The sequence below is a fragment of the Paenibacillus larvae subsp. larvae genome, assembly GCF_002003265.1.
Taxonomy (GTDB): domain Bacteria; phylum Bacillota; class Bacilli; order Paenibacillales; family NBRC-103111; genus Paenibacillus_H; species Paenibacillus_H larvae.
The window spans coordinates 3,571,216-3,595,775 of record NZ_CP019687.1; the positions used below are offsets into that span (position 1 = coordinate 3,571,216).

General features: G+C 45.9%; 18 protein-coding genes, 7 pseudogenes and 2 riboswitches. Of the genes and pseudogenes, 15 read left to right on the forward strand and 10 right to left on the reverse strand.

From position 1 onward, the window contains the following. Positions 1-13: 13 nt before the first annotated feature. Complete coding sequence (locus BXP28_RS18505; RefSeq protein ID WP_023482449.1) at positions 14-661, forward strand: HD domain-containing protein; 648 nt, start codon at positions 14-16, stop codon at positions 659-661. A 110-nt stretch (positions 662-771) separates the two neighbouring features. Here the strand turns inward: BXP28_RS18505 and BXP28_RS18510 are convergent, their stop codons facing one another. Together BXP28_RS18510 and BXP28_RS18515 are read right to left on the reverse strand one after the other, a co-directional pair. Next, positions 772-921: a YbdD/YjiX family protein gene (locus tag BXP28_RS18510; RefSeq protein WP_042119413.1), complete on the reverse strand. Its 150-nt coding sequence runs from the start codon at positions 919-921 to the stop codon at positions 772-774. Between the two features lie 46 nt (positions 922-967). Next, positions 968-3,045, reverse strand: a pseudogene (locus BXP28_RS18515) (carbon starvation CstA family protein). Between the two features lie 351 nt (positions 3,046-3,396). After that, a riboswitch (cyclic di-AMP (ydaO/yuaA leader) is annotated at positions 3,397-3,591 on the forward strand. Between the two features lie 107 nt (positions 3,592-3,698). After that, positions 3,699-3,864: riboswitch (cyclic di-AMP (ydaO/yuaA leader) on the forward strand. 290 nt (positions 3,865-4,154) lie between these two features. Here BXP28_RS18515 and kdpF point away from each other — a divergent pair. The 9 genes and pseudogenes from kdpF to BXP28_RS18555 all read left to right on the forward strand — a co-directional run bounded on the left by kdpF (position 4,155) and on the right by BXP28_RS18555 (position 12,608). Continuing rightward, on the forward strand, positions 4,155-4,232 hold the full coding sequence (gene kdpF / locus BXP28_RS25295) for a K(+)-transporting ATPase subunit F (RefSeq protein ID WP_077585278.1): 78 nt from the start codon (positions 4,155-4,157) through the stop codon (positions 4,230-4,232). Positions 4,233-4,260: 28 nt separating this feature from the next. After that, positions 4,261-5,940, forward strand: coding sequence for a potassium-transporting ATPase subunit KdpA (kdpA, locus tag BXP28_RS18525; RefSeq protein WP_023482452.1), 1,680 nt, complete (start codon positions 4,261-4,263; stop codon positions 5,938-5,940). A 103-nt stretch (positions 5,941-6,043) separates the two neighbouring features. After that, positions 6,044-7,992: pseudogene (kdpB, locus tag BXP28_RS18530) on the forward strand (potassium-transporting ATPase subunit KdpB). A gap of 34 nt (positions 7,993-8,026) precedes the next feature. Next, a complete protein-coding gene (gene kdpC / locus BXP28_RS18535; protein WP_023482455.1) occupies positions 8,027-8,647 on the forward strand; it encodes a potassium-transporting ATPase subunit KdpC in 621 nt (206 codons plus the stop codon). 17 nt (positions 8,648-8,664) lie between these two features. Continuing rightward, positions 8,665-10,974, forward strand: a complete 2,310-nt coding sequence (locus BXP28_RS18540) for a hypothetical protein (RefSeq protein WP_023482456.1) — start codon at positions 8,665-8,667, stop codon at positions 10,972-10,974. Positions 10,975-11,512: 538 nt separating this feature from the next. Beyond that, positions 11,513-11,662, forward strand: a pseudogene (locus tag BXP28_RS24540) (ABC transporter ATP-binding protein); the annotation flags it as partial. A 91-nt stretch (positions 11,663-11,753) separates the two neighbouring features. Further along, the gene (locus BXP28_RS24545) at positions 11,754-11,975 is read left to right on the forward strand and encodes a hypothetical protein (protein ID WP_226989783.1); all 222 of its coding nucleotides are present in this window, start codon (positions 11,754-11,756) and stop codon (positions 11,973-11,975) included. Continuing rightward, a complete protein-coding gene (locus BXP28_RS24550; protein WP_024093038.1) occupies positions 11,908-12,129 on the forward strand; it encodes a hypothetical protein in 222 nt (73 codons plus the stop codon). Before BXP28_RS24545 ends, BXP28_RS24550 begins: the two co-directional genes overlap by 68 nt. After that, positions 12,126-12,608: an ABC transporter substrate-binding protein gene (locus BXP28_RS18555; protein ID WP_024093039.1), complete on the forward strand. Its 483-nt coding sequence runs from the start codon at positions 12,126-12,128 to the stop codon at positions 12,606-12,608. Before BXP28_RS24550 ends, BXP28_RS18555 begins: the two co-directional genes overlap by 4 nt. Before the next feature lie 194 nt (positions 12,609-12,802). Here the strand turns inward: BXP28_RS18555 and BXP28_RS18560 are convergent, their stop codons facing one another. The 4 genes from BXP28_RS18560 to BXP28_RS18575 all read right to left on the reverse strand — a co-directional run bounded on the left by BXP28_RS18560 (position 12,803) and on the right by BXP28_RS18575 (position 15,810). Next, a complete protein-coding gene (locus BXP28_RS18560; RefSeq protein ID WP_036655835.1) occupies positions 12,803-13,249 on the reverse strand; it encodes a bactofilin family protein in 447 nt (148 codons plus the stop codon). Between the two features lie 117 nt (positions 13,250-13,366). Beyond that, positions 13,367-14,506, reverse strand: coding sequence for a UDP-N-acetylglucosamine--LPS N-acetylglucosamine transferase (locus BXP28_RS18565; RefSeq protein WP_046655140.1), 1,140 nt, complete (start codon positions 14,504-14,506; stop codon positions 13,367-13,369). Between the two features lie 101 nt (positions 14,507-14,607). Continuing rightward, complete coding sequence (locus tag BXP28_RS18570; RefSeq protein WP_036655837.1) at positions 14,608-15,186, reverse strand: thymidine kinase; 579 nt, start codon at positions 15,184-15,186, stop codon at positions 14,608-14,610. 243 nt (positions 15,187-15,429) lie between these two features. Next, positions 15,430-15,810 (reverse strand): hypothetical protein, encoded by a 381-nt coding sequence (locus tag BXP28_RS18575; RefSeq protein WP_023482461.1) that lies wholly within the window; start codon positions 15,808-15,810, stop codon positions 15,430-15,432. Between the two features lie 133 nt (positions 15,811-15,943). Between BXP28_RS18575 and BXP28_RS18580 the strand changes: the two genes are divergently transcribed. Together BXP28_RS18580 and BXP28_RS18585 are read left to right on the forward strand one after the other, a co-directional pair. Continuing rightward, positions 15,944-16,603, forward strand: a complete 660-nt coding sequence (locus BXP28_RS18580; protein ID WP_023482462.1) for a GntR family transcriptional regulator — start codon at positions 15,944-15,946, stop codon at positions 16,601-16,603. A gap of 10 nt (positions 16,604-16,613) precedes the next feature. After that, positions 16,614-17,582 (forward strand): annotated as a pseudogene (locus BXP28_RS18585) (DMT family transporter). A gap of 47 nt (positions 17,583-17,629) precedes the next feature. Here BXP28_RS18585 and BXP28_RS18590 read toward each other — a convergent pair. Beyond that, positions 17,630-18,373, reverse strand: a complete 744-nt coding sequence (locus tag BXP28_RS18590; protein WP_023482464.1) for an HAD family hydrolase — start codon at positions 18,371-18,373, stop codon at positions 17,630-17,632. Between the two features lie 151 nt (positions 18,374-18,524). Here BXP28_RS18590 and cls point away from each other — a divergent pair. After that, positions 18,525-19,957: pseudogene (gene cls / locus BXP28_RS18595) on the forward strand (cardiolipin synthase). 13 nt (positions 19,958-19,970) lie between these two features. Here the strand turns inward: cls and ligD are convergent. From ligD to ku, 3 genes and pseudogenes are all read right to left on the reverse strand, one after another. After that, a pseudogene (gene ligD, locus BXP28_RS18600) lies at positions 19,971-20,874 on the reverse strand (non-homologous end-joining DNA ligase). Positions 20,875-20,895: 21 nt separating this feature from the next. Beyond that, a complete protein-coding gene (locus tag BXP28_RS18605; protein WP_023482468.1) occupies positions 20,896-21,843 on the reverse strand; it encodes an ATP-dependent DNA ligase in 948 nt (315 codons plus the stop codon). A 1-nt stretch (position 21,844) separates the two neighbouring features. Beyond that, positions 21,845-22,687, reverse strand: a complete 843-nt coding sequence (gene ku, locus BXP28_RS18610) for a non-homologous end joining protein Ku (RefSeq protein WP_024093045.1) — start codon at positions 22,685-22,687, stop codon at positions 21,845-21,847. Positions 22,688-23,301: 614 nt separating this feature from the next. On the opposite strand from ku, the gene BXP28_RS23470 reads away from it, so the two are divergent. Continuing rightward, the gene (locus BXP28_RS23470) at positions 23,302-23,568 is read left to right on the forward strand and encodes a hypothetical protein (protein ID WP_155116214.1); all 267 of its coding nucleotides are present in this window, start codon (positions 23,302-23,304) and stop codon (positions 23,566-23,568) included. Positions 23,569-23,619: 51 nt separating this feature from the next. Continuing rightward, positions 23,620-24,557: pseudogene (locus BXP28_RS18625) on the forward strand (carbohydrate ABC transporter permease). Positions 24,558-24,560: the final 3 nt, after the last annotated feature.

Here is a 24,560-nt window from a genome sequence, read left to right on the forward strand (position 1 = left end):
GGAGACATCAGACATGGAACCATCCAACGTTTTAAAAGAGGCCGAACTTTTAGTTCAGAGGGAGCTGGGGAAGGATAGCAGCGGGCATGACAGCTGGCATATTTACAGGGTTGTCCGGACAGCCAAAGTAATCGCAGAGCAGGAGGGAGCGGATTCCTTTGTATGCCAGCTTGCCGCCTGGCTGCACGATTTGGCAGACGACAAGCTGGTGGAAAATGAACAGACGGCAATGAACGGTTTGAAGGAATGGATGGAAGAACAAGGTGTGGGTGAGGAGACGGCAGGGCACGTACTGGACATTATTGCGAATCTCTCATTTAAAGGGGGGAAAAGGCCCCCAATGCGTACGCTGGAAGGAAAAGTGGTCCAGGATGCGGACCGGTTGGACGCTCTTGGGGCTATCGGCATTGCACGGACATTTGCTTATTCGGGAGCGAAGGGCCGGTCGATGCATGAACCGGGAAGAAAACCAAGAATCGGCATGAGTGAAGAAGAATACCGGAATGGAAATGATACGGCTATTTTGCATTTTTACGAAAAATTGCTGCTTTTAAAAGAACGGATGAATACCTCCTATGCCAGGGACCTGGCTGAGAAAAGGCACCGGTTTATGGAACGGTTTCTGGAGCAGTTCTATGCGGAATGGGAGGGAGAACGTTAAGGATAGAAGGGCGGAAAGGCCATATATGGCTTTATAAAACAGCAGATATAAGAAAAGCTCCGGCGCGGCAGGCAAAAGCCTTCCAGACCGGAGCCTTTTTCCTTTTAGGGTTAGCAGCAGCGTGAAACATTGCCGCCCTTTGCATTGTATCTGCGATCCTGGGCCTCACAGAAAAATTCTTTTCGCGATTTAACAGGGTCACCGGGGTGGTGGGTTTTCATATGCTGCACATAGGTCTCGTAATTCGGTACACCAACCATTAACTCAAAGAATTGTTTGCGGTATTGCAAAATGTAACGTATCCGGTTAAACAAATTTAGTCGCCTCCTCAGGGTCTCTTGATATATAGGGTGATTCGTGCAAAGGCAGAGGCCGGTTTTTTGATGATTGAATCCATATCCTAAGAGCCGACAGGAAAACCAGAATGACAACCAGCATGAAAAATCCGCATAGAATGGCATTCACGTTGTCGTTCATGATGATTTGCTTCATCTGATCGGTGGTTTTGGCCGGAGCGAGCAGACTGCCGCTATTCAAAGCGGAGCTGAATTTATTCGCGTGAGCCAGGAAACCGATGGCCGGGTCGGGATGGAAAATTTTCTGGTAGCCTGCTGACATGGTCACCAGCAAAATCCATGCGGTAGGAATCAGCGTAACCCATATATACTTTTTTTGCCCATTTTGAACAAAATGGTTATTCCCAGTACCAGCGCAATTCCCGCCAGCATCTGGTTGGCGATTCCAAACAGCGCCCATAAGGAATTGATGCCTCCAAGAGGATCAACCACACCCTGGTAAAGGAAATAACCCCATCCCGCGACACAAAGGGTTGTCGCCACAATATTGCCGGTCAATGACTCCGTATTTCCAAGGGGTTTATAGGCGTACTTGAGCAGATCCTGAATCAGGAACCTTCCCACCCGGGTACCCGCATCAATCGTGGTCAGGATAAAGAGGGCTTCGAACAATATGGCAAAATGATACCAGAAGGACATGAGGGTTTTTCCGCCAACTACATTAGACAAAATATGGGCCATGCCGATAGCGAAGGTAGGGGCACCTCCGGTTTTGGATAAAATGGAGGCTTCACCGACATCTTTACTTATTTGGGTTAGATCATCGGGAGAAATCGTAAATCCCCAGGAAGAGATGGTCGATGCGGCCTGTACGGCATCACTTCCAATCACAGCGGCAGGACTGTTGATGGCAAAGTAGGTTCCGGGTGTAATCACACATGCGGCAATTAGAGCCATGATGGCCACGAATGATTCCATCAGCATGGCCCCGTATCCGATTGGCCGTGCATGGGATTCTCTTTCCAGCATTTTAGGGGTTGTTCCTGAGGAGATCAGGGCGTGGAAGCCGGAAACCGCGCCGCAGGCGATGGTGATGAACAGGAACGGGAACAGGTTACCCGAAAAAACCGGCCCCGTACCGTCAATAAATTTGGTCGTAGCCGGCATGTTCAGATCCGGCATCACGAAGACGATTCCTATTGCGAGCCCCACGATTGTTCCGATCTTCAGGAAAGTACTAAGGTAATCCCGGGGTGCCAGTAGCAGCCATACGGGCATGACCGAAGCGATAAAACCGTAAATAATCATCATGATGGCGATCTGGGTACCGGTAAAAGTAAACATGGCTCCCAGTGTAGGATGTTCCGCCACATATTGTCCTCCGATTAAAGAGAGCAGCAGGAGAACAAACCCGATCAAGGAAGCTTCCAGCACCCGGCCTGGGCGTATGTATCGCATATACACTCCCATAAAAAGTGCAATCGGAATGGTAGCCGCTATCGTAAACATGCCCCACGGGCTCCCGATCAAAGCCTTCACGACAACTAGTCCGAGAACAGCGAGCAGAATGATCATGATGCCGAGAATGCCGATCATGGCAATTGTACCTGTAACAGGACCAATTTCGTCCTTGATCATGTCCCCTAATGATTTACCGCCCCGCCGCATTGAAGCGAAAAGTACGACGAAATCCTGAACCGCTCCTCCCAGTATTACTCCGACAATAATCCACAACGTTCCGGGCACGTAACCCATTTGTGCGGCGAGCACTGGTCCGACGAGGGGCCCTGCTCCGGCAATAGCCGCAAAATGATGGCCAAAAAGTACCCACTTATTCGTAGGAACATAGTCTTTGCCGTCGTTTTTTACTTCGGCCGGCGTTCGTCGGTTATCGTTCAGGCTGAATACTTTGCGGGCCATAAAACGGCTGTAAAAGCGGTAAGCTACCGCATAACACGATATGGCAGCAATCACAAGCCATACCGCACTAATCGTCTCTCCCCGGTTTAATGCCACGAGACCGAATGCGATCCCGCCTGCGATGGAGATCAGGCCCCAGATAAGAATGGACAGGAACCCTTTTTTCATACACATCTTCCTCCCAATTTCCTGAATGGTTTAAATCATTCTTTTGATATCATCCTACCTGATAAGGAAAGTTGTGTAAATATTAGATGAAGAAGGAAAAAAGCTTATTCTTATTTTTTATTTTGCTGAAAAATCAAGAGAATCGCAGATATTCATAGAAGAGGTTACTTTGATAGTCTTGTAAGCGCATAACTAGATCCTGACAAGGGAAAAAAGCGCAAAACCCCCAATGGGTTGGATTTACAAAGCTTCTGCACGGGTGTAAGATACAATCCATGAAAGCAAAATATACAGTTTCTGCTGCTATTGTCTAGTTTTCCACTTCAGCATGCCGCCACCATTTCATTAGTTGCGATCGAATTGCGGAATATGTGCTGTGGAGAAGCGGGGGAACCAAAGCTGTTCTGGTTCCGGTGTGAGAGCCGGAATTTTAACAGCAGGGGTGAATCCTGGAATTAGTTCAACCATGGAGATTCTAATTCCGGTAGGGCGTCTCTCACCGCCCGAATCCGACAGCTAACCTCGTAGGCGGAAGTGAAGAGAGGACGAAGAAACTTGTGATCAGTCTTATGACCACAGGTTATGTCCTGTGGCTTTTTTATGGCCATATTCGCGATAATCTAAGTTAATTGCATAAAAAATGAATTGCATTTGCGTTTTAACCGCTGAATTCCTGCATGCAGGAAACGGGGGAACCAACCGGATGGCATATCTATGCCATCCATGGGGTGAATCATCGATCAGCAGACTGGTTGATGTAGGGCGACTCTCACGCCCGAATCCGGCAGCTAACCTCGTAAGCGTTCCGAGAGAGGCGACATCTGTCAGCGTTTTCCGGTATAGCTATGATTTGCTGTGCCTTTGAAGAAGCCGCATGAAGAGTTTCCTCTACCGCGGGCTTCTTTTTTTATTGCCTAAATTTGCCATTACACAAATAAGAAGGGAATTCGTTTTTTTGGGGAAGCTACTTTCGCTTGATTCTTTAAAGGAGGACTACTACCTATGATGGATATTTATATGCTGCTGATGCTTTTTGGATTTTTTTCCTTGTTTTCCGCCTTTTTATTCTGGTGCGGGAAAATGATAGATGAGCAGGGAAGTGTCCAATCATGATTATTATAGCTCTGTGTGTACTCTTTCTGTTTGGATACTTGATTTATGCACTGATTTACCCGGAAAAATTTTAGGCCTGCAGCATAGGGAGGATAGGAAATCATGGATTTTGTTCAGATTGCCATTGTTATCGTGCTTCTTTGCTTATTGGTGAAGCCTTTAGGAACCTATTTGTATAATGTGTTTTCCAATGAGCCGAATAAGACGGACCGGATTTACGGGCCTGTTGAACGGTTTTTATTCAAACTTGGCGGCATTAGACCTGAAGCCAGCATGAGCTGGAAAAAATATATGCTCAGCATTCTACTTACTAATGCGGTTTTGATAGGCCTTGGATATCTGGTCCTGCGCCTTCAAAATATACTTCCTTTTAATCCGAACGGAATTGGCAGAATGGAAGAGACACTTTCATTTAATACGATCATCAGTTTTATGACTAATACGAATCTCCAAGGTTATAGCGGGGAAAGCGGGCTCTCTTATTTCTCCCAAATGATTGTCATCACCATGATGATGTTTACCTCCGCTGCAACCGGGTTTTCCGTTGCCGCGGCTTTTATAAGAGGGATCACCGGGAAGGGAAAAGGGCTGGGCAACTTTTTTCAGGATTTTGTAAAGACCCATACCCGGATTCTCTTGCCGTTTGCATTTGTGATTACTCTAATTCTTGTAGCCCTGCATGTTCCGCAAACATTGGAGCCAACCATTAAGGCGACTACTCTTGAAGGGGCGGTTCAAAATATAAGCGTAGGTCCCGTAGCTTCGTTGGAGTCTATTAAACATCTCGGCACCAATGGGGGTGGATTCTTTGGGGTCAATTCATCCCACCCATTCGAAAACCCGAATGGAATTACCAATGTGATAGAAATTTTAAGCATGTGGATGTTTCCTGCGGCTTTGACGTATACGTACGGATTATTTGCCCGGAACAAACGTCAGGGGTGGGTCATTTTCAGTGCCATGCTGGTCCTGTTTCTAGTGTTCCTCGGAATCGAATATGCGGCTGAATCTCAAGGCAATCCGCTGCTCAATAATTTGGGAGTCAGCGCAGAGCAGGGAAGTCCGGAAGGAAAGGAAGTTCGCTTTGGCCTGGCCCAATCCGCTTTATTTACAACTGTGACGACATCAGCGACAACAGGTACGGTCAATAATATGCATGACACTTTAACCCCGCTGGGCGGGATGGTACCGACAGTTTTAATGATGCTTAATTCAGTATTTGGCGGAAATGGTATCGGGCTTGTCAATATGCTCATGTACGCAATCCTGGCTGTCTTCCTTGCAGGTCTGATGATCGGACGCACGCCGGAATTTTTGGGACGTAAAATTGAGGCAAAAGAAATGAAACTGATCGCCATCGTCATTTTGTTGCATCCATTTATTATTTTGGTACCAACGGCCATAGCGTTGGTTACAGATGCAGGGCAGGCTGGCATTACCAACCCCGGCTTTCATGGAATCACCCAGGTGTTGTATCAGTATACATCCTCAGCTGCAAACAACGGGTCAGGCTTTGAAGGCTTGGCAGATAATACGCCATTCTGGGATATAACAACGGGAATAGTTATGTTGCTAGGCCGTTATATTTCTATGATAGCCCTGCTGGGTGTAGCTGGTTCTCTTGCGGCCAAGCACCCGGTACCTGAGACGATCGGTACATTTAAAACGGATAATAAACTGTTTATGGGACTGCTTATAGGAACGGTTCTGATTATTGGTGCTCTAACCTTTTTACCGGTACTTGTTTTGGGTCCGGTAGCTGAATATTTAACTATCCGTTAAGTTATAGGGGTGAAAGGAAATCATGGATAAGGCCAAGAAAAAGATGCTGAACGGCCCGATTTTCAAACAGGCAATTCTGTAAAGCGTGTATAAATTAAATCCAATGATAATGATGAAAAATCCGGTTATGTTCGTTGTAGAGGTCGGAACCGCAGTCGTCCTCCTTATGACGCTATTTCCTAGCTATTTCGGGACAGAAGAAAGAATTGGCTTCAATCTTACCGTCTTTTTTGTTCTACTGTTTACAGTGCTTTTTGCTAATTTTGCGGAAGCATTGGCAGAAGGAAGGGGAAAAGCCCAGGCGGACTCGCTGAAACAAACTAAGAAAACCATCATAGCTAATAAGCTGGTTGGACAAACAATCAAAACCGTGGCTTCCACTGATCTTCGAAAAGGGGACATTGTGGTAGTTTCCCAGGGCGAAATGATTCCCGGTGACGGGGAAGTCACTGAAGGGCTGGCTTCCGTAGACGAATCCGCCATTACCGGAGAATCTGCTCCGGTCATCAAAGAGGCGGGCGGTGATTTTAACTCGGTAACAGGCGGAACCCGCGTCGTCAGCGATTCCATAAAAGTACGCATTTCTACAGACCCGGGTGAATCGTTTATCGATCAGATGATTTCCCTTGTAGAGGGGGCAAAACGGCAAAAAACACCGAACGAAATTGCCTTGAACACCCTGCTTACCAGCTTGACGCTTATTTTTCTGATTGTCGTTGTTACGTTAGCTCCGATAGCCAAATATTTAAATATCCATCTTGAGATACCAATCCTTATAGCCCTGCTGGTTTGTTTGATCCCTACTACCATCGGCGGTTTATTGTCAGCTATAGGGATTGCCGGTATGGATCGGGTTACCCAGTTTAATGTTCTGGCCATGTCAGGAAAAGCGGTGGAAGCCGCAGGAGATATCAACACTATTATCCTTGATAAAACCGGAACCATCACGTATGGAAACCGGATGGCCAGTGACCTGATTCCAGTCAGGCAGGAAAATCTTGTTGGGCTGGCACATTGGGCTGCTATCAGCTCTGTAAAGGATGAGACACCCGAAGGCCGTTCTGTTCTGGAATATTTGAAAAAGCAGGGGCTGGGTTACCAGACTAAAATTGCAGAAGGTGGAGAATTCGTAGAATTCAAAGCGGAAACGCGAATGAGCGGCATTGATCTGAAGGATGGCCGCAAGGTCCGTAAAGGAGCTGTAGATGCAGTTATCCAATGGGTGAAGCAGCAGGGGGGGCCATACCTGATGATCTGAAAGAGAACAGTGATGCGATAGCTTCGCAAGGGGGAACTCCCCTAGCCGTAGCGGTGAATGATCATATTTACGGTCTGATCTATTTGAAGGACACGGTAAAACCTGGTATGAGGGAACGATTTGACCAGCTGCGTAAGATGGGAATCAAAACCGTTATGTGCACAGGGGACAATCCGCTGACTGCGGCGACAATCGCTAAAGAGGCAGGAGTTGACGATTTCATCGCAGATAGCAAGCCGGAAGATAAGATCTCTGTAATTCGCAAAGAACAAGCAGAAGGCAAGCTTGTTGCGATGACGGGGGACGGTACCAATGACGCCCCTGCCTTGGCTCAGGCAGATGTAGGGCTGGCGATGAATAGCGGCACCGTCTCCGCCAAGGAAGCAGCTAATATGGTCGATCTGGATTCTGATCCTTCCAAGATTATCGAGGTAGTGGGCATCGGGAAGCAGCTGCTGATGACCCGCGGGGCTTTGACAACTTTCAGTGTATCCAACGATATTGCCAAATATTTTGCCATTATACCGGCGATGTTCACCTTAGCTATCCCACAGATGGAAGTTTTAAATATTATGAAGCTGGGATCACCATTATCGGCTATTTTATCAGCTTTAATATTCAATGCCATTATTATTCCGCTTCTGATTCCGTTAGCCATGAAAGGGGTAGCTTATAAGCCGCTATCCTCTTCCCGCCTATTGAGCCGAAATCTGCTGATTTATGGTCTGGGCGGAGTGATCGTTCCTTTCGTCGGCATCAAACTGATCGACCTTGTTGTTCAATTATGGGTGTAACTTTTTATTAATAAGGGAAGAGAGTTGAAAGGCAATGAAACATAAGCACGAGGCTAAAACGGAAACTAAAAGGGAAGCTAAAACTTCTTACGTACTGACTGCCATACGTACAGGTATTGTGTTTATGATTTTATGCGGGCTGATTTACCCGCTTGTAAGCACGGGGGCTGCCCAGCTTCTGATGCCCCATCAGGCTAATGGAAGCCTGATCAGAGATGCACAGGGGCAGGTAATCGGCTCTTCTCTAATCGGGCAAAATTTTACCGACCCGAAATATTTCCATGGCAGAGTATCGAGTATTGAATATAAAGCCGATTCTTCGGGATCCAATAATTATGCTCCTTCCAATCCGGAGCTTGTAAAACGGACCCGGGAATCGATTGATGCCTGGATTGCGGCAAACCCAGAGGTACCCGCCAAAGAGGTGCCCCTCAGTCTGCTTACCAACTCCGCTTCCGGCCTTGATCCTCATATAACACCGGATTCAGCCAAAGTGCAGATCCCGCGAATCAGCAAAGAGACAGGCATCAGTACAGCCAAGCTGGAAGAATTGGTACAAAGCCATACACAGGGAAGAGACCTTGGCATCTTCGGTGAACCGCGCGTCAATGTGCTGGAACTGAATATCGATTTGAAACAGCTGATCAATGGATAGGAATAGGAGATAACGATATGGAGGAATTCCGCCGTAAAACACCCGAGGAAATTCTGCAATCCATTTCAGACATCAACCGGGGACGGTTAAAAATCTATCTTGGGGCAGTGAGCGGGTCAGGTAAAACCTACCATATGCTTCGCGAGGCGCAGAGCCTGAAGGAGAACGGGATTGATGTAGTGTTATGTGCGGTCAGCACGTTGAACCGGCCGGAAACGGCCCGGCAGGCAAGTGGCCTGGAGACAATCCCCAGCATTGACTGGACAAAGGACGGAGTCATCCAACAGGATCTGAACCTGGTAGCTTTGGTAGAACGCAACCCTGAAGTAGTGCTTGTGGACGGATTGGCTCACCGCAACAGGCAAGGAGCCCTTTTTCCTACCCGGCTAGGTGATATCTCATTTTTATTGGAAAAGGGAATCAGCGTTATAACCACTGTTAATGTATATGAGCTCGAAGGAGTACGGGAACTGGCGCGCAAGTTGGCTGGCGTTGAAGTAAAAACCACGGTCCCTTCCGGTACATTGGAGATGGCGGATGAGGTAAGGTTGATCGATGTGACGCCGGAAACGATTCTGAAACGGTTGGAAGAAGGGAATTTGCCCGGGCAAAAGGAACATCATTTGTTTCTGAAAGGAAACATCGGTGTCCTGCGGGAACTGGCTTTACGATTGGTGGCGGAGGATGTAAACGGCTCTTTGGAAAAATACCGGAAAAGCAAAGGGTTGTCCGGTCCGTCCGGGGCCGGAGAGCGTATTCTCGTATCTACCCAGTATCACTGGAACGGATCGATTTATGTGCGCAGGGGACAACAAATTGCTAACCGGCTGAACGGGGATTTATATGTAATCTGCTTTCAGCATACGGGAAAACCGTTAAGCAAGGAGCAGGCTGCCTTTAAGCGTTCCCTGAAAAAACTGGTGGACAAAATCGGGGCGGTCTTCGTGGAATTGCCTTTTCCCGGGCGGAGAAAACTTGCGGACAGTTTGCTGGACTATGCTATGAAAAACAGTGTAACCCGCATCGTTCTGGGACATTCGAAACATACCCGCATACAGGAGCTTTGGCAGGGATCGATTATCAATGATATATTGCGGAAAATGACCAGGACCGACTTATTCGTTGTGGCGGACCGGGCAGAACGGGACGGGGAACGGATATTACCAGCCAAACGGAAAGTGGGGACAAAAAAGGCCGAACTGTACCGCAGGCACAGCAAGCAGGAAATGCAGAAGGAAATCGAGAAAATCAGGCGGGGGGTATTCAAAGTCTATATTGGAGCTGCACCCGGTGTTGGCAAAACGTATACCATGCTAAGGGAAGGGAATGACCTGGCACGCATGGGGATTGATGTCATAGTCGGGCTTTTGGAAACCCATGGACGTAGAGAAACGGCAGAGCAGCTTGGAAATCTGGGGATGATTCCCCGGCGGAAGATCGATTATCGTGGAACGACACTGGAAGAGATGGATACCGATGCTATTATAGAGCGTGCTCCTGATGTGGTACTGGTTGATGAGTTAGCTCACACGAATGTGCCGGGGAGCCGGCATAATAAGCGTTTTGAAGATGTGCTGGACATATTAAATGCCGGGATCTCCGTTATTACCACTGTGAATGTACAGCATTTGGAAAGTCTGAATGACGCTGTGGAGCAGATTACGGGGGTCCGGGTCCGGGAAACCGTGCCGGATAGCATTCTATGGATGGCGGACGAAGTGGAATTGATTGATGTACCTCCGCAGACCCTCCGGCAGAGGATGAAAGAAGGAAGGATTTACAGCATGGAAAAAGTGGAACAGGCGCTAGGCCATTTTTTCAAAATAGGCAATCTCATTGCACTTAGAGAACTGGCACTCCGGGAAATTGCCGATGATGTGGACGAACGCTTGGAATCCTGGGAGCGTAAAGAATCCCTGAGGGGCCCCTGGCGGAGGGAAGAGACTATTTTCGTCTGTGTGAAGCTTAATGACCATGCCGAACGGATTATCCGCCGGGGTTTCCGCATCGCCTTCCGATTAAAAGCACGGTGGCACGTAGCTTATCTTCATCATGGAAGCGGGATGGAAGACGAAGCGCGTCTGAAGGAATTGAAGGGACTGACAGAACGGCTTGGCGGCAGCTTCGAGGTCATAACAGGGCAGGGTAAGAAAGATCCGGCTGATCTTTTGCTGGCTAAAGCCAACGAGTACAACAGCACCCAGATGATCCTGGGGAAATCCTGCAGCCCTTCCTGGAGAGACAGATGGCAGGGATCGCTGGTTAAACGGCTGCTTAGAGGAGCCAGGCATATGGATGTGCTGGTTGTGACGGAGTATGAAAGGTAATTTTGGAAGGAACACTTTTGAAAGATTGAGAAAATTGGACGAGAGAATGACCTCAGTAACGCCACGATAAGGCGGGACGCGAGGTCTTTTTTACGATGGAGATCTGTCCATAAGCTGGTCTGGCTTCACTATCCCTCTCATTCAGAATTGATTTAGTCTCGGCACGCCGCGTAAGTATGGAATGTTTTTTGATGAGCGTTTTTCTCCTTTTTCTGAGTAAAGGGGAGAGTGACGTAAGGGTCGTGGCGGATACCTTTTTTTCATCAAAGATAAAGGGCTGTATGGAGAAGAACGGAGAAGAAATGTAAATTTTAGGTTGACAAAATCGATAATTCCGATAAAATAAGTTGGCATAAATATTGGATTCTTCCTACTATACCCTGACAGGAGCGTGAAGCTATGATTCGCATACATCAAGTAAAAAAAACTTCCATCAGCGGGGAGGCCATTCCTTCACAGCGGTGGAGGATGTCACTTTGTCCATTCACAAAGGGAATTTGTTTCCCTGCTCGGTCCTTCAGACTGTGGGAAATCAACGGTGTTAAATATGATAGCGGGTTTGGAACCCTTTGAACAAGGAAGCATTGAAGTCGACGGCAAGCCGGTTACGGGACCAGGCTCCGACCGTGTGGTTGTGTTTCAGGATCATGCCTTGTTCCCTTGGCTGACGGTTTTGGATAATGTGGCGTTTGGGCTGAAGCAAAAAGGCATAGGCCAAAAAGAAAGGCAGGAACGGGCCAAGGAACAGATCCTTTTGCCCCTGGACGAGCAGACGCGTGATGTCCACCCGGCCGGGTACGATCAAGAAGGAGTTTGCTGTCCAGGCAGCCAGACCCCGGGATGCCTCAGACAGCGTGCTCCATCATGTAGAACAGGCAGTTACGCGTGTGCTGGCAGACGAGCTGGAGAAAGTCATGAAGGAGGAAGTGGGTGATGAATACAGCATTAAGAAGAACTTTGTTTCTCATTCTGCTGCTGATAGCATGGGAAGCGGGATATAGAATTTTCGACTGGGGATGGAAGTTCCCTTCCGTTCTTCAAACCCTGCAAGCCTTCAAAGACGGATTTACTGAAGGCCAACTTCTGGAGGCAACTCTGATAAGTCGGGTGTGGAAATCATCACCAGAGCCCCTACAGATACTCTTGTGGCAATGAAACAAAAGGAAGTCGATGCTACTTTGATTCCGGAGCCGTGGGGTACACAAATGGAAAATAAGGGAGTGGGCACCATTCTGCTGGACTGGGATAAAATCCCTCCACACAATGGGGACTACCCGCTTACGATTCTGGTTGCGAGTGATGACTTTTTGAACAATCATAAAGAAATGGCTAAGCAGGCAGTTGAAGCCAATATCGAAGCCATCGAATTTATTAAGCAAAATCCGGATAAATCGTATGAACTGATCAATAATCAATTGAAAAAGCTGAGCGGGAAAGGATTGGAGCAGGACTTGATCAAAGCAGCCATTTCCCGGCTGCATCTGACCCCGGATGTTTCCAAAAACGTACTGGAAGAAATGGCGCAGGTCTCTATTGAGAACGGGTTTATCAAAAATGTGAAGCCTGCAGAGCTGGATTTGAGTAAATTTATAGACACTTCTTTATTGGAAGAAGTGAAAAAGGAAAAGAAATAAAGAGGAGACGTCCAATAAATGAAAAGGCCCACCTTGGTACGCATTGTTAAGAGGCGTGGTGGGAACTGTTAATTGTATTTTACAAGGAAATTTTGGGTGTTTCAAGGTTTCCCGAAATTTACGGAGTCACCCCAAAGGAAAAATCCCTCCATATTCAACATGAACTGTCTGGACGGGAGCCTGGCAACCGGGACCTAGGTGCCGCTTGCAACCTGCTGCTCTTGTTTATGCTGCTCCTTCTTCTGCTGCTTATGTGCGGAGGCTTGCACGATTTTGGAGGAATTTTCTTCACGGTCCGTCATAAAGCTTATGCCTTGGAAAAGGCCCCCCTCGTGAATAACAAGCCCCTTCGCCTGGATGTTGCCTTCTAATTGTCCGGAGCTTGTGATAACCAGTTTTTCCTTGGCAGTTATGTCTCCTTTCACATAACCCGCAATCACCACATTTATGCCCTGAATATTAGATTGAAGCTCTGCCTGCTCGCCTACGGTCACATCTGCTTTACAGTCAATCTCTCCCTTGAATTTCCCTTCCAGCCGGATGTTATAGTCTGCTTGAAGCTTACCGTCGCATAACGTGCCCTCTCCGATCAGTGTTTCGGTGGTTCTAATTTCCGTACTTTTTGCTCTACCCAGTACCATAAGGGACCATCCTTCCATATCGGATTTATGAAATATGTATTCGGGATTGTTCGCGGTCATGCCTTAAAAAACAGGAAGATTGATATTTCGGCTGATTTGGACAAGATAAAAGTCCCTCTATGAAAGAGGGACCGAGACGTCGGCAGTCATGTCCAGCATAGCCAGAATGGTGTTCGGACAGTCCTCACTCCACAATTTCACCGCTTCCCTGCGATGCTCCCGCTGCTGTTTCAACTCTGTGGACTGTTCCAATAACTTGTAAAACCAGATTCGTACCGTTTCGAATGAAGTTATCTCTTCACCAAACCCTTGCTCAGTGAAATATTGGCAGTTTTCCTCTTCTTGTCCGGGTATCGACCGGTAAAAGAGCATCGGAATCCCTTTAGCCATAGCTTCTGTACATGTCATTCCACCTGGCTTGGTAATTAACAGATCGGACACTTCCATCAGTTTGTCTATTTCATTGGTATAGCCGAAAATATGAATATTCGGGTGGGTATAGGAGGGTTCCTCCATTAATAAGTTCCGGGCCTTCTCATTAGTGCCGAGGCATATCAGGAATTGAATCTGGTCCCGCCATACAGCAATCCGGTCCAGCATTTCTTTCCCCAGCATTCCCCAGCCGCCCCCCATAATCATCACTGTGGGCATGTTTTTAAGGCCAAATTTCTTTTGGATGGCCTGTTTGTCATGCTTCTCCTGAAAACTGGGATGAACAGGAATTCCGGTAACTTCAATTTTGTCCGGGTCTACGCCTTTTTCTATAAATTTTTGCCGTACTTTTTCCGTTGAGACGAAGTATTTGTCTACATTGGAAGCCATCCAGGTTCCGTGTGCATCATAATCCGTCACGAGTGTACAGAGCGGTACGTTTAGCCCCGATTGCTTCAAACGGGATACAATAATCGTCGGAAACGGATGCGTGCACACAATCAGATCAGGCTTAAGCTGATCCATAATGGTGGATGCCTGGGCATAAAAGATCCGGTGCAGCGCCAGCTTGGCAAACCGGTTTAACGATTTTTGATACTGATTCCGATATAATAGACCGTATAATTTCGGTTGTAAACTTACCGTTTTGCGGTAAGCCGAAAAAATCCAGGGAGCCAGAGTAGGATGCAAGAAAGCCCCTAACTCCATGACCCGGGTATTCAATCCGGGATTCATCTGCCGCAACCTGAAGGACAAGGCATGGGCAGCCTGGGTATGGCCGGTTCCAAAGCCTTCCGACAATATCAGGATTCTTTTTTTTCGCAAAGAACTCACCTTTTCCTATAGAACTTGACGGAAATGCTCACAGACAGGCTGTATCCAATTAGGCGACCATCTGTGCGCCAACCCTTCAATATGCGGCTAGGTCAGGAGGTTTCCGATTTCTTTTTCCGTTCGAAATAACACTTCCGGCAAACGGGGATATAGCTTTCATTCCCGCCAATTTGAATTTGTTCACCGTGAAAAATAGGCTCCCCATCTTTACAGCGCATATTCATTGTGGCTTTCTTGTCGCAGTACCAGCAGACCGTTTTTATTTCCTCAATCTTGTCAGCAAGTGTAAGCAGATGGTAGCTTCCTTCAAAAAGTTTAGCCTGAAAATCGGCCCGCAGTCCATAGGCAATGACAGGGATATCCAATTCGTCCACAATCCGGACAAGCTGCATGACCTGATTCTTATTCAGAAACTGGGCTTCGTCAATTAAAATGCAGTTTGGACGCTCCCGCTCCGCCAGTTCATACATCGTGGTATCCAATTCAATCACGATGGCATCTTTTTGCATGCCGATCCGGGAAGTCACAATGCCTTTACCATAACGATTATCAATGGCAGGTGTAAAAAGCAGCACTTTTTTCTCCTGCTCTTCATAATTGTGTACGGTACGCAGTACTTCAATGGATTTTCCGCTGTTCATAGTTCCGTACCGAAAATATAATTTAGCCAAAATAAGGCAGCCCCCTTACAGTAAGTTTGCTTTCTAGAGTTATATGGAACATCACGTGCTTCATGCAGGGACTTTTACCCATATCTGTGGTCTTTATAGATTTAAAAAAAGGTCTCTGCTATGATACCACGTTTTCACCTTCTACGAAATGGACGAATGGTTCATTTTGATTGCCCGGGGTTAATGATTAAAGACCTGAAAATGAAAAAAAGCCTGGCTTCTATGCCAAGCTCGGTGCTGTGATTAGACCAAAGTACCGAAAAATAGCAGCACTACAGGAATACTGAAAATAATGCCTATTATCGGCAGGGCACGCTTGCGGTTTTTTTGAAAAAGACCGGCAATGCCGAAACCGAATCCGACAACATCAATTCCTGCGATAACAAAGAAAGTATAAAAAAGTGATTTTAGTTCAATGCTGGTGGTTACCGCTTCCATAAACGCTTTTTGCTGTTCCGGAGTCAGGATGCCGGTCGGGGCGAGGTCTCCCGGAAGATATTTTTGTACAGCCGTAAAAAAAACGACTAAAAGAATTACACAGGACAACCCGCAAATAAGTGAAATAAAAAAGGATGCAATTCCGTACCCGGAATGTTTAAAAGCTGGTAAAGTCTCCTCCGACATGTATTGATTCACCCTCTTTACTCTGGTTTTTACATTTATCTCCACTATAGCATAATTTGGACATACTTGTTTAGGTGAACCGAAATAACTTACCTAATTTGAACATAAAACCAATATGTGATATATTAGTTTTATGGAAAAGGATATTATTAAACCAATTAAGCGTATGTCTTTTAGAGATGAAGTATATCTAACTTTAAAGAAAGCAATTGTTACCCTAGAATTACAACCTGAGCAGCGTTTAAATGACAAAGAATTAGCTGAAAAATTCGGAATTAGCCGTACTCCTGTTAGAGAAGCATTGAAACGTCTTGAGGATGAAGGACTTGTTGAATCTATTCCGGGTTCGGTTACTCGCGTTGCTCCATTAAATCTTGAGGAGGCGAAACATGCATTTACTGTTGTAGCAGTTTTACACTCTTTAGCTGCTCGTTTAGCAGTTCCGTTATTAAAAGAGTCGGATATTGAAGAATTAGAATTCAGCAATAAGGCTTTACTATTATCTGTTGAGAAAAAAGATATTATAAAAGCAATTGAAGCTGATGAGTTATTTCACAATGTTTTTTTGGATGTGGCGGGAAATCCTGAAATTATCCGGGCGCTAGAACGAAGTATATCCAAGATTAAGCGTCTCGAAATTTCTCAATTTACTTCTATAAATGGCCTGAAGTCAGTAGAGCAGCATCAGCAAATTATAGAGGCTTGTAAAAATAATGACAGGGAAACAACGGCCCGTCTTATGGAACAAAACTGGTTAAGTCTTGGAGAGTTACTAATTTATGAAATAGATTGAGGTAGGTAAATTGCGTCCTATTTTTTTAGGTATTTGTTCAGCTTTCTTTTTTGCTTTTACATTTATACTTAATCGAGCAATGGAGTTATCAGGTGGCAACTGGGTATGGAGTGCTTCATTAAGGTTTATTTTCATGGTCCCATTCCTGTTACTTATTGTCATGAGCAGGAAAAAACTACGCCCGTTATTCCAAGTTATGGGGGAAAATCCGGGATAATGGTTTTTATGGAGTTTTATGGGATTTGGTCTATTCTATGCTCCATTATGTTTTGCGGCTGCACATGCACCAGGATGGATAATTGCCGGGACTTGGCAAATTACAATCATATCAGGTTCTTTATTAGCTCCTCTTTTCTTCGAAACAATTCAAACATCAGACGGCCCTCTTAAGAAAAGAAGTAAAATACCGGTAAAAGGTATGGCAATGTCACTTATCATTCTTCTTGGTATTGTCCTTATGCAAGTGGAACAAACTAAATATCTTGCTGTAAAAGATATCTTGTTAGGGATTATTCCTGTAATTGTCGCTTCATTTGCTTATCCGCTTGGTAATCGTAAAATGATGGAGATATGCGGAGAGCGTTTGGATGCTTATCAGCGGGTACTTGGAATGACATTAGCAAGCTTGCCATTTTGGTTTTTATTGTCATTGTATGGTTTTTTTACAACAGGAGCACCAAGTAAAGATCAAACGGTACAATCTATTTTAGTTGCCGTTTGTTCTGGGGTAATAGCAACGGTTTTATTTTTCAAAGCAACTGATATGGTAAGAGGGGATATGCAAAAGCTGGCCACTGTAGAAGCAACTCAATCTATGGAAGTACTTTTCACTGTTCTTGGAGAATTAGTTTTATTATCTTCTCCACTTCCTTCTGTTTTATCTTGGTGCGGTATGTTTATAATAATGCTTGGAATGGTATCACATAGTTATGTTTCTCCAAAAAATAAAATGAAACATAACCAAGATATTAGTGTCTAAATAAATACGGTTTTTAAAAATGACTGTATGACAAAAAGACCGGGGGCCTACAGACCCGCGGTCTTTGATGAGTACAAGTGTATGGCATTAGGTACTTCCCGGAGCGCAGTAAGCTGATAGAAGGCACCTTTTGGCTTTGCGGTAATGTCCACCACATTATATTTCCACTCCAGCATAGCCGGGATATGGATGGCATGGATACCGGCCTCCAGAGCCGGCATTACATCCGTTCTCAGAGAGTTGCCGATCATCCAGGTACGGTGTCTGTCGAAGTGCTGGCTCGTTAGCAATGAGTCCATGAAATCCACTGTTTTATGCAGAGCAATAAATACATCTTTGAAGTACCGTTCGAGATTTCCATCCCTAACCTTTCTCATCTGAATGGATGGATCCCCTCCCGTATACAGAAACAGCTCATGACCGCTCGAAGTGAGCTGATCCAGCGTTTGTTCCATGTCCGGATAAGGCTCGATGGAATGCACGTAGACACTGTTTCCAAGCTCAAGCAGCTGCTCGATTTCCCCGGAATGAACAGGTCTTCCGCATTTTTTGGAGAAATGTTCATATGTCTCCGCCAGTGACTGGGGAAACCGCTCGGCTTTGAGTCCGTGGACGTGTACGCCGGCCAGGTCAATTTCAAGCTGCATCTCCCGTATTTCGGTCTCCCGGACACTGTATTCCGAAAACCAGGACATCATGATTTTACCAAAACGTTCCAGTACGATATCAAAATATTTATTGCAGTGAATCAGTGTATCATCCAAATCAAATAAAATAGTCTGCGGGCTCACCTGTATCCCTCCTTACGGTTCGAACACGGCAGATTAAGGTTAATCGCCATTATACCATGTTTTGTATGCCAGAGGGAACCATGTTCTCTTTCTCCCATTCTTGTATTACAATAAAAGCAAGTTAAAGAGAGGGAAGGGAGAGACTCCGGCTTTGTTGTGGCTTGTCATCGTTTTACTTCTGTTTATATTTCAAATTATCACAATTCTGGTGAGTGAATTCCGGCACCCTTCCAAAGCTATGGCCTGGCTGATGATCCTGTTTGTTTTTCCGCTTATCGGATTTATCATGTATTATTTTTTGGCCAAGGAATATACACAGAGAAAAATAGTCCAGCGTAAAAAAGGCTACAAAATGCTGGATGAACTGAAGAGGGAACTGGTTCGACAATCCCGTTCGATCAAGATTGAAAAAGACAAGTACTCCGGAACAATCCTGGAAGAGCCCAGATTGTTCGCCTTGCTGTACAGTATTCCAGGTTCCCCAATTACCCAGCATAATGAGGTGACGGTGCTTAAGAATGCGGCTTCCACTTATACCAGTATGATGGAAGAGATAGAAAAGGCCGAGGATCATATTCATTTTGAATTTTATACCATCAGGCACGATGAGATAGGAAAACAGTTTCAACGGCTGCTAATCAGGAAAGCTCTGCAGGGGGTTAAGGTCAGGGTTATTTTTGATGGCATCGGAAGCTACAAATTATCCGGGTTTTACGTGAATGAGCTGAAGAAAGCCGGAGTGGAAGTCTACTGTTTCTTGCCTGTTTTGTTCGCCTTTTTTGATAAACGGATGAATTACCGGAATCACCGGAAAATCCTGATTGTAGACGGCAAAATTGGATTTCTTGGCGGCATGAATATTGGGGATGAGTATCTGGGGGGAAACCCCAAGTTGGGCTTCTGGAGAGATACCCATTTGAAGCTAGAAGGCGATTCCGTCTATTACCTGCAGCAGACGTTTTTGACAGACTGGTCCTTTGTCAGCAATCAAAAGCTGAGTGACTCCAAGTATTTCCCGGAACATCAATGCCCGGGAACCAAGGCTGTTCAGGTGATCCCCAGCGGACCGGATGGGGAATGGGACTCCATTCTTGAATCCATTTTTGGGGCATTACAACAGCTAAAAAGAGAATTTATATTACATCACCTTATTTTATTCCGAACGAAGCTATTTTGATGGGGCTTAAGACGGCCGCTATGAGCGGAGTAGATGTGAAAATTATTATTCCGGGTGTGAATGATTCCAGAATTGTTCAATATGCCAACTTATCCTATGTTCAGGAACTTCTTGACTCCGGCGTAGAAATGTATCAGTACCAGAGGGGATTCATTCATGCGAAAATCATCATTGTCGATACATTGTTTGCCTCGGTCGGTTCCGCCAATATGGATGTCCGCAGCTTTTACAATAATTTCGAAATTAATGCCCTGTTGTTTGACAAGGTAACGATCGAACGGCTGCACAAAGATTTCATAAACGACTTAAAAGACAGCATTCAAATTATACCTTCTCAATTTGAGAAACGCCCGCGTTTCCAGAAAGTCAAAGAGGCGATGGCCCATATGATAGATCCTCTCTTTTAGCAGAGTGTAAGGATTAAGGAAGACGTCTGAGGACAGGATCCAAATTTTGCAGGGGGACTTGCTCGATCAAGTCTCCTTTTTGTTGCAGGCGTTCTCCAATATTAAGCAGGGTAAATTCACTCGGATGGACCCGTTTGCTTACTTCTTCCCAAAGCAGGGGAGTGGACACGCTGGCAGCCGGCTTCGCTCTTGGAGTATATGGGGCTGAGATAGTTTTACCGTACCAGTGCTGAAGATAATCAATATATATAAGGTCGCCGCGGTTTTTCTTCAGCCGTTCCACTGTAAAGAGTTTGGGGGATTTCTGTACGGCGAAAGAGGCAATAAACCCTCCTAGTTTGCGAAGCTGCTCGAATGTATAACCCTGCCGGATAGGAACGTAGATTTGCACACCGGTGGCTCCGGAAGTTTTGGGAATGGACCGGATTTGAAGAGAATCGAGAATATCCCCAATAATTTCAGCCGCCTCCATGATACGCGGTTCTTCTTCCAATGAGGGATCAATATCAATGACCCACTCGGCCGGCAGTATGCTTCCTATATAATGAAAAGAAGGATGAAACTCCAGGCAGGCCAAATTAGCCAGCCAGATCAGGAGGAAGTGAATCCAGAACTACATAACGTATCCCTTCCAGGTTAGCGGTACGGACAAATGCAGGGGCCGGTTCAGGACAATTTTTCTGGTAAAATGATTTATCGTGAATCCCATGAGGGTAGCGGATTGTGGTTAAATAACGGTTTCTGCAATATTTAAGCAGGTAAGGGGACAGGGTAATCAGTTTTTCCAGATACATCAGCTTGGTAACCCCTGCTTCCGGCCACAAAGGCTTATCGGGATTCGTGATGGTTAGCTCGTGTCCCTCTATCTCGATTTTCCCTTTTACCGATTTCCATGTTTTTTGGGGAACCGTCGTCACCGGATATCCCTTCCTTCCTGATCAAGTTGATGATTTCTGCCCGCCTGCGGGCTCTGAAAACGGAAATTCCAGCATTTTCGGATGACGCAGAAGCCCTGCAGAGGTAATTTCCAGGCCGGTAACAGCCAATTGGAAAGGTTTTGATAGCCAAAGTACCGTTTCCTTTTTCAAATCTGCCGGCTTCGTATTAAAAGGGGAAGAGCTTGCTGTATACTGCTTGCCATATTCCAGCAAAATTTGCCTCTGTCTCGTATTAAGCCCCAAGGAAACCCTTCCCAGATACTGGCTTTCATATATCATTACCATACTGGCAGCCTGTCCGCCCCGAATAGTTATTCCTACAATTGTTACTTCAAGTACCAATGCGGTTTTTTTCTTGAACCAATCCTGGTGATTCTTCCCCTCTTTATAGGAGGAGGATAACTTTTTGCTGACTACCCCCTCCCATTCGTTTTCTTTCACCCATTCCCAAAGCTGGTTTCCATCAGGAAATAAATCCGTTACAAAAAGCTGGGGATGTTTCTCCGGAAATAGGGCAGTAAGACGCTCATGCCTTTCCTGATAAGGAAGAGGACGGAGATCCTCGTCCCCTTCCTGAAGCAGGTCAAACAAAACAAAAAGCGGGGGTTCAGTTTGCAAAGGGCGGCGGCTTCGTTCCCGTTGAAGAATGCGTTGAAATACAGGACGCTGCTTAACCGGGTCAAACACAACAGCTTCTCCGTCAAGTAAATAGGTTCCTTTGGATACAGAGAAGGAGGAACCTGAAGCCTTATAATGTTGAAGCTGATGGACAATTTCCGGGTATATGGATGTTTTGTTCAGAAGCTTCCGCGAGTATAATTCAACCTTCCCTTTTTCCACAGCGGCAAGTAAACGAACACCATCCCATTTCAGCTGGTAGCCCCATTCTTTACCATGCGGCAAAGTATCCCGTGAAATGGGAATCATCGGCTCGGCGGGAAGAAGCATGCTAGGATACCGTCTCTTTCGCCTTTTTGCACCCTCGGGTCGTTTTTGCCTTAGGTTTACCACCAGCCGGCTCGGCTGGTTTTACCGCTTCAAGACTGGCTTGAAGGGCAGACATCAAGTCGATAACATTCGTTTTCGGCTGTTCCGGTGCGGCCTGGATTTCTTGACCGGATACCTTCTGTTGAATGGCGTCCATAAGCGCATGACGATAATCATCATTATATTTTTCAGGGTCAAAGGGAGTGGAAAGCTGTTCAATCAGCATTTTCGCCATCTCCAGTTCCTTATCGTTAACGGACACGGCTTCCGGTAAATTAGGCACCTGTTGAATTGGCCGAATTTCATCCGGGTAAAAAATAGTTTCCATAGCGATGCAATTTTCAATTACCCGAATGGCAGCAAGGCTGCTTTTAGAACGAATGGAAACTTTGGCAATGCCGATCTTCCCTGATTGACGCATGGATTCCAGCAGCAGATTGTAGGCTCCGGCGCCGGTATCCCCCGGGGATAGATAGTAAGTCTTTTGAAAATAAATCGGGTCGATATCCGTCAGATTGACGAAATCAAGTATTTTGATCTCTTTATTGACTTCTCCGGCTATTTTCTCCAACTCATCTTTTTCAAAGAGGACAAAGCGACCCGGTTCATATTCATATCCTTTCACAATCTCGGCCCACTCCACTTCTGTCTCACAAGTCGAACATTTTCGGACATAGGAAAGCGGAGTATTACATCTTCGGTGGAGATATCTCATGGAAATATCTTTAGCTTCTGTGGCTGAAAACATTTTGACAGGAACATGTACAAGTCCAAAGCTTATAGCGCCTTTCCAAAGTGTATGCATGAAATCCCCCCTATTTCTTCATGACTCAAGTATATCCAGAAGAAATATGGTTTATGAATGAGGACGGCCACCAGTTTTTCATTAGCCGGCTGAAGATCTGCCATAAGATTGGCATATACTTTACCATGGAAGGAGGCGTACCGTAAGTAGGAGGACATTCGGAAGTGTCGAGGATACCGAGTCTTCCACTAGTCCCGGCCCCCACATAAAATAAGCGGCCCCCTGTTTGAAGGAAGCGATGATCAGATAAACGGCATCCGCAATAACGGGAAGCAGATTTTGGATGACCCCTGCAATTTGATGATCCTCCTGATTGATTTTCTTTACAATTTCCAGAGTAGATTAGCTGGTCAATATTCCGTATATGTTCATTTATTTGTTCCGTAGTCAGTTCATTCAGTAGGTTGCTCATATCAAACAACACCTCTTAATTCAGTTGTGCAAGGCGATAATGGGCTAGCCAAGCGGCGCTGACGGCGGGTGAATGGAGGGGCTTGTGTAAAGTAATGTAAGGGTATGCCTGTTTCAGCGGCCGTGTAAACAGGCGCAGGACAACGTCGAGGTTTGGACTTATCCGGTATACAAAGATGATTACTATCCTGGCATGCTCGAGCTTGGACAAATTCAAGGCAAACAATACAGGCTTCCAATTTACACCTTCCAATGGGCATGGGGCGGCAACAAACGAATGCTGGAAGAAGCCGGGATTGACTGGAAGAGAATCCAGGCGGAAGGCTATGTGGCATTACCCGGTTGATCTGAAGATTGATGTAGAAGTTTCCGCCAATATGAAGAAGTTCAGGGAACAAATGGAAAAACCCGATCTTCCAGGCTCTGCTGAGCGGAGAAAAGACTCCCGAACAGGCAGCGGAAGAATATAAAACCAAAGGAAGTCAGATGTTTAAACAATAATGAAGCACAGGAGGACCGATATGCCGTCTAATTCAGCTTTATCCGATCCGTCACCGGTCCGTCTGCAAAAGCCCCAGTCCCGCCTGAACCAGTTTTGGCGGGACTACGGCTGGGTGTACCTTTTTATTTTAATTCCTGTTTTATTATTTCTTGTTTTTACGCTTTATCCGGTGGTTACCGCTTTCCTGATGAGTTTTCAAAAATATAAAATTTTGGGTTCGGATTGGGTGGGTTTGGCTAACTACAAGTACATGTTCCAGGACGAAGTATTTTGGAAATCAATCCGGAATACGGTCATTTTTACAATTGGTACTGTCCCTGTGAATATCGCGATTACCTTTATGCTGGCATTCTTCATATTTCATCTCCGATACCGTTGGCAGACCTTTTTTAAAGCCGTCCTGTATCTGCCTGCCGTGGCTTCCGGTGTAACTATTTCTCTGGTATGGTTGGCATTTTTCGACCCGACACCATCAGGAATGCTGAATCAGTTCCTCGTATTGTTTGGCATAGATCCGGTTATTTGGCTCGGGCAATCCAATACAGCCCTATTTTCCCTTATGTTAATGACGTATCTCGGAGCACACGGAAGCGGGATCATTTTGTATCTGGCTGCGATGGGGGAATCCCCAAATCTCTGTATGAAGCCGCAGATATTGACCATGCAAGCGGATGGGCCAAATTCACCAAGATTACCTGGCCTTTACTAAAGCCGACCACTTTATATTTGCTGGTAATGGGGGTTATCACATCCTTTCAGGTTTTCATCAGCGTGTATTTGATGACTCAGGGCGGGCCTAACTTTGCCACTGCGACTATAGCTTATCTGATTTATGAAACCGCGTTTGTTTTTAATGATTTCGGCCTGGCATCTGCCCAATCGTTTGTCCTGGCTGCCATGATTATTGTAACTTCCGTGCTGCAGTTTAAGTATTTTTCCACGGACATCGAGTACTAGGGG

Bases quoted from the DNA above. Each gene is read 5' to 3' on its own strand.
- kdpC (WP_023482455.1), top strand. From the start codon at position 8,027: ATGAAACATAAGCACGAGGCTAAAACGGAAACTAAAAGGGAAGCTAAA.
- BXP28_RS18505 (WP_023482449.1), top strand. From the start codon at position 14: ATGGAACCATCCAACGTTTTAAAAGAGGCCGAACTTTTAGTTCAGAGG.
- BXP28_RS18555 (WP_024093039.1), top strand. From the start codon at position 12,126: ATGAAACAAAAGGAAGTCGATGCTACTTTGATTCCGGAGCCGTGGGGT.
- BXP28_RS18580 (WP_023482462.1), top strand. From the start codon at position 15,944: ATGGAAAAGGATATTATTAAACCAATTAAGCGTATGTCTTTTAGAGAT.
- BXP28_RS18560 (WP_036655835.1), bottom strand. From the start codon at position 13,249: ATGGTACTGGGTAGAGCAAAAAGTACGGAAATTAGAACCACCGAAACA.
- BXP28_RS18605 (WP_023482468.1), bottom strand. From the start codon at position 21,843: ATGCTTCTTCCCGCCGAGCCGATGATTCCCATTTCACGGGATACTTTG.
- kdpF (WP_077585278.1), top strand. From the start codon at position 4,155: ATGATTATTATAGCTCTGTGTGTACTCTTTCTGTTTGGATACTTGATT.
- BXP28_RS24545 (WP_226989783.1), top strand. From the start codon at position 11,754: ATGTCCACCCGGCCGGGTACGATCAAGAAGGAGTTTGCTGTCCAGGCA.
- BXP28_RS18510 (WP_042119413.1), bottom strand. From the start codon at position 921: ATGGTTGGTGTACCGAATTACGAGACCTATGTGCAGCATATGAAAACC.
- BXP28_RS24550 (WP_024093038.1), top strand. From the start codon at position 11,908: ATGAATACAGCATTAAGAAGAACTTTGTTTCTCATTCTGCTGCTGATA.
- BXP28_RS18575 (WP_023482461.1), bottom strand. From the start codon at position 15,810: ATGTCGGAGGAGACTTTACCAGCTTTTAAACATTCCGGGTACGGAATT.
- BXP28_RS18540 (WP_023482456.1), top strand. From the start codon at position 8,665: ATGGAGGAATTCCGCCGTAAAACACCCGAGGAAATTCTGCAATCCATT.
- kdpA (WP_023482452.1), top strand. From the start codon at position 4,261: ATGGATTTTGTTCAGATTGCCATTGTTATCGTGCTTCTTTGCTTATTG.
- ku (WP_024093045.1), bottom strand. From the start codon at position 22,687: ATGCATACACTTTGGAAAGGCGCTATAAGCTTTGGACTTGTACATGTT.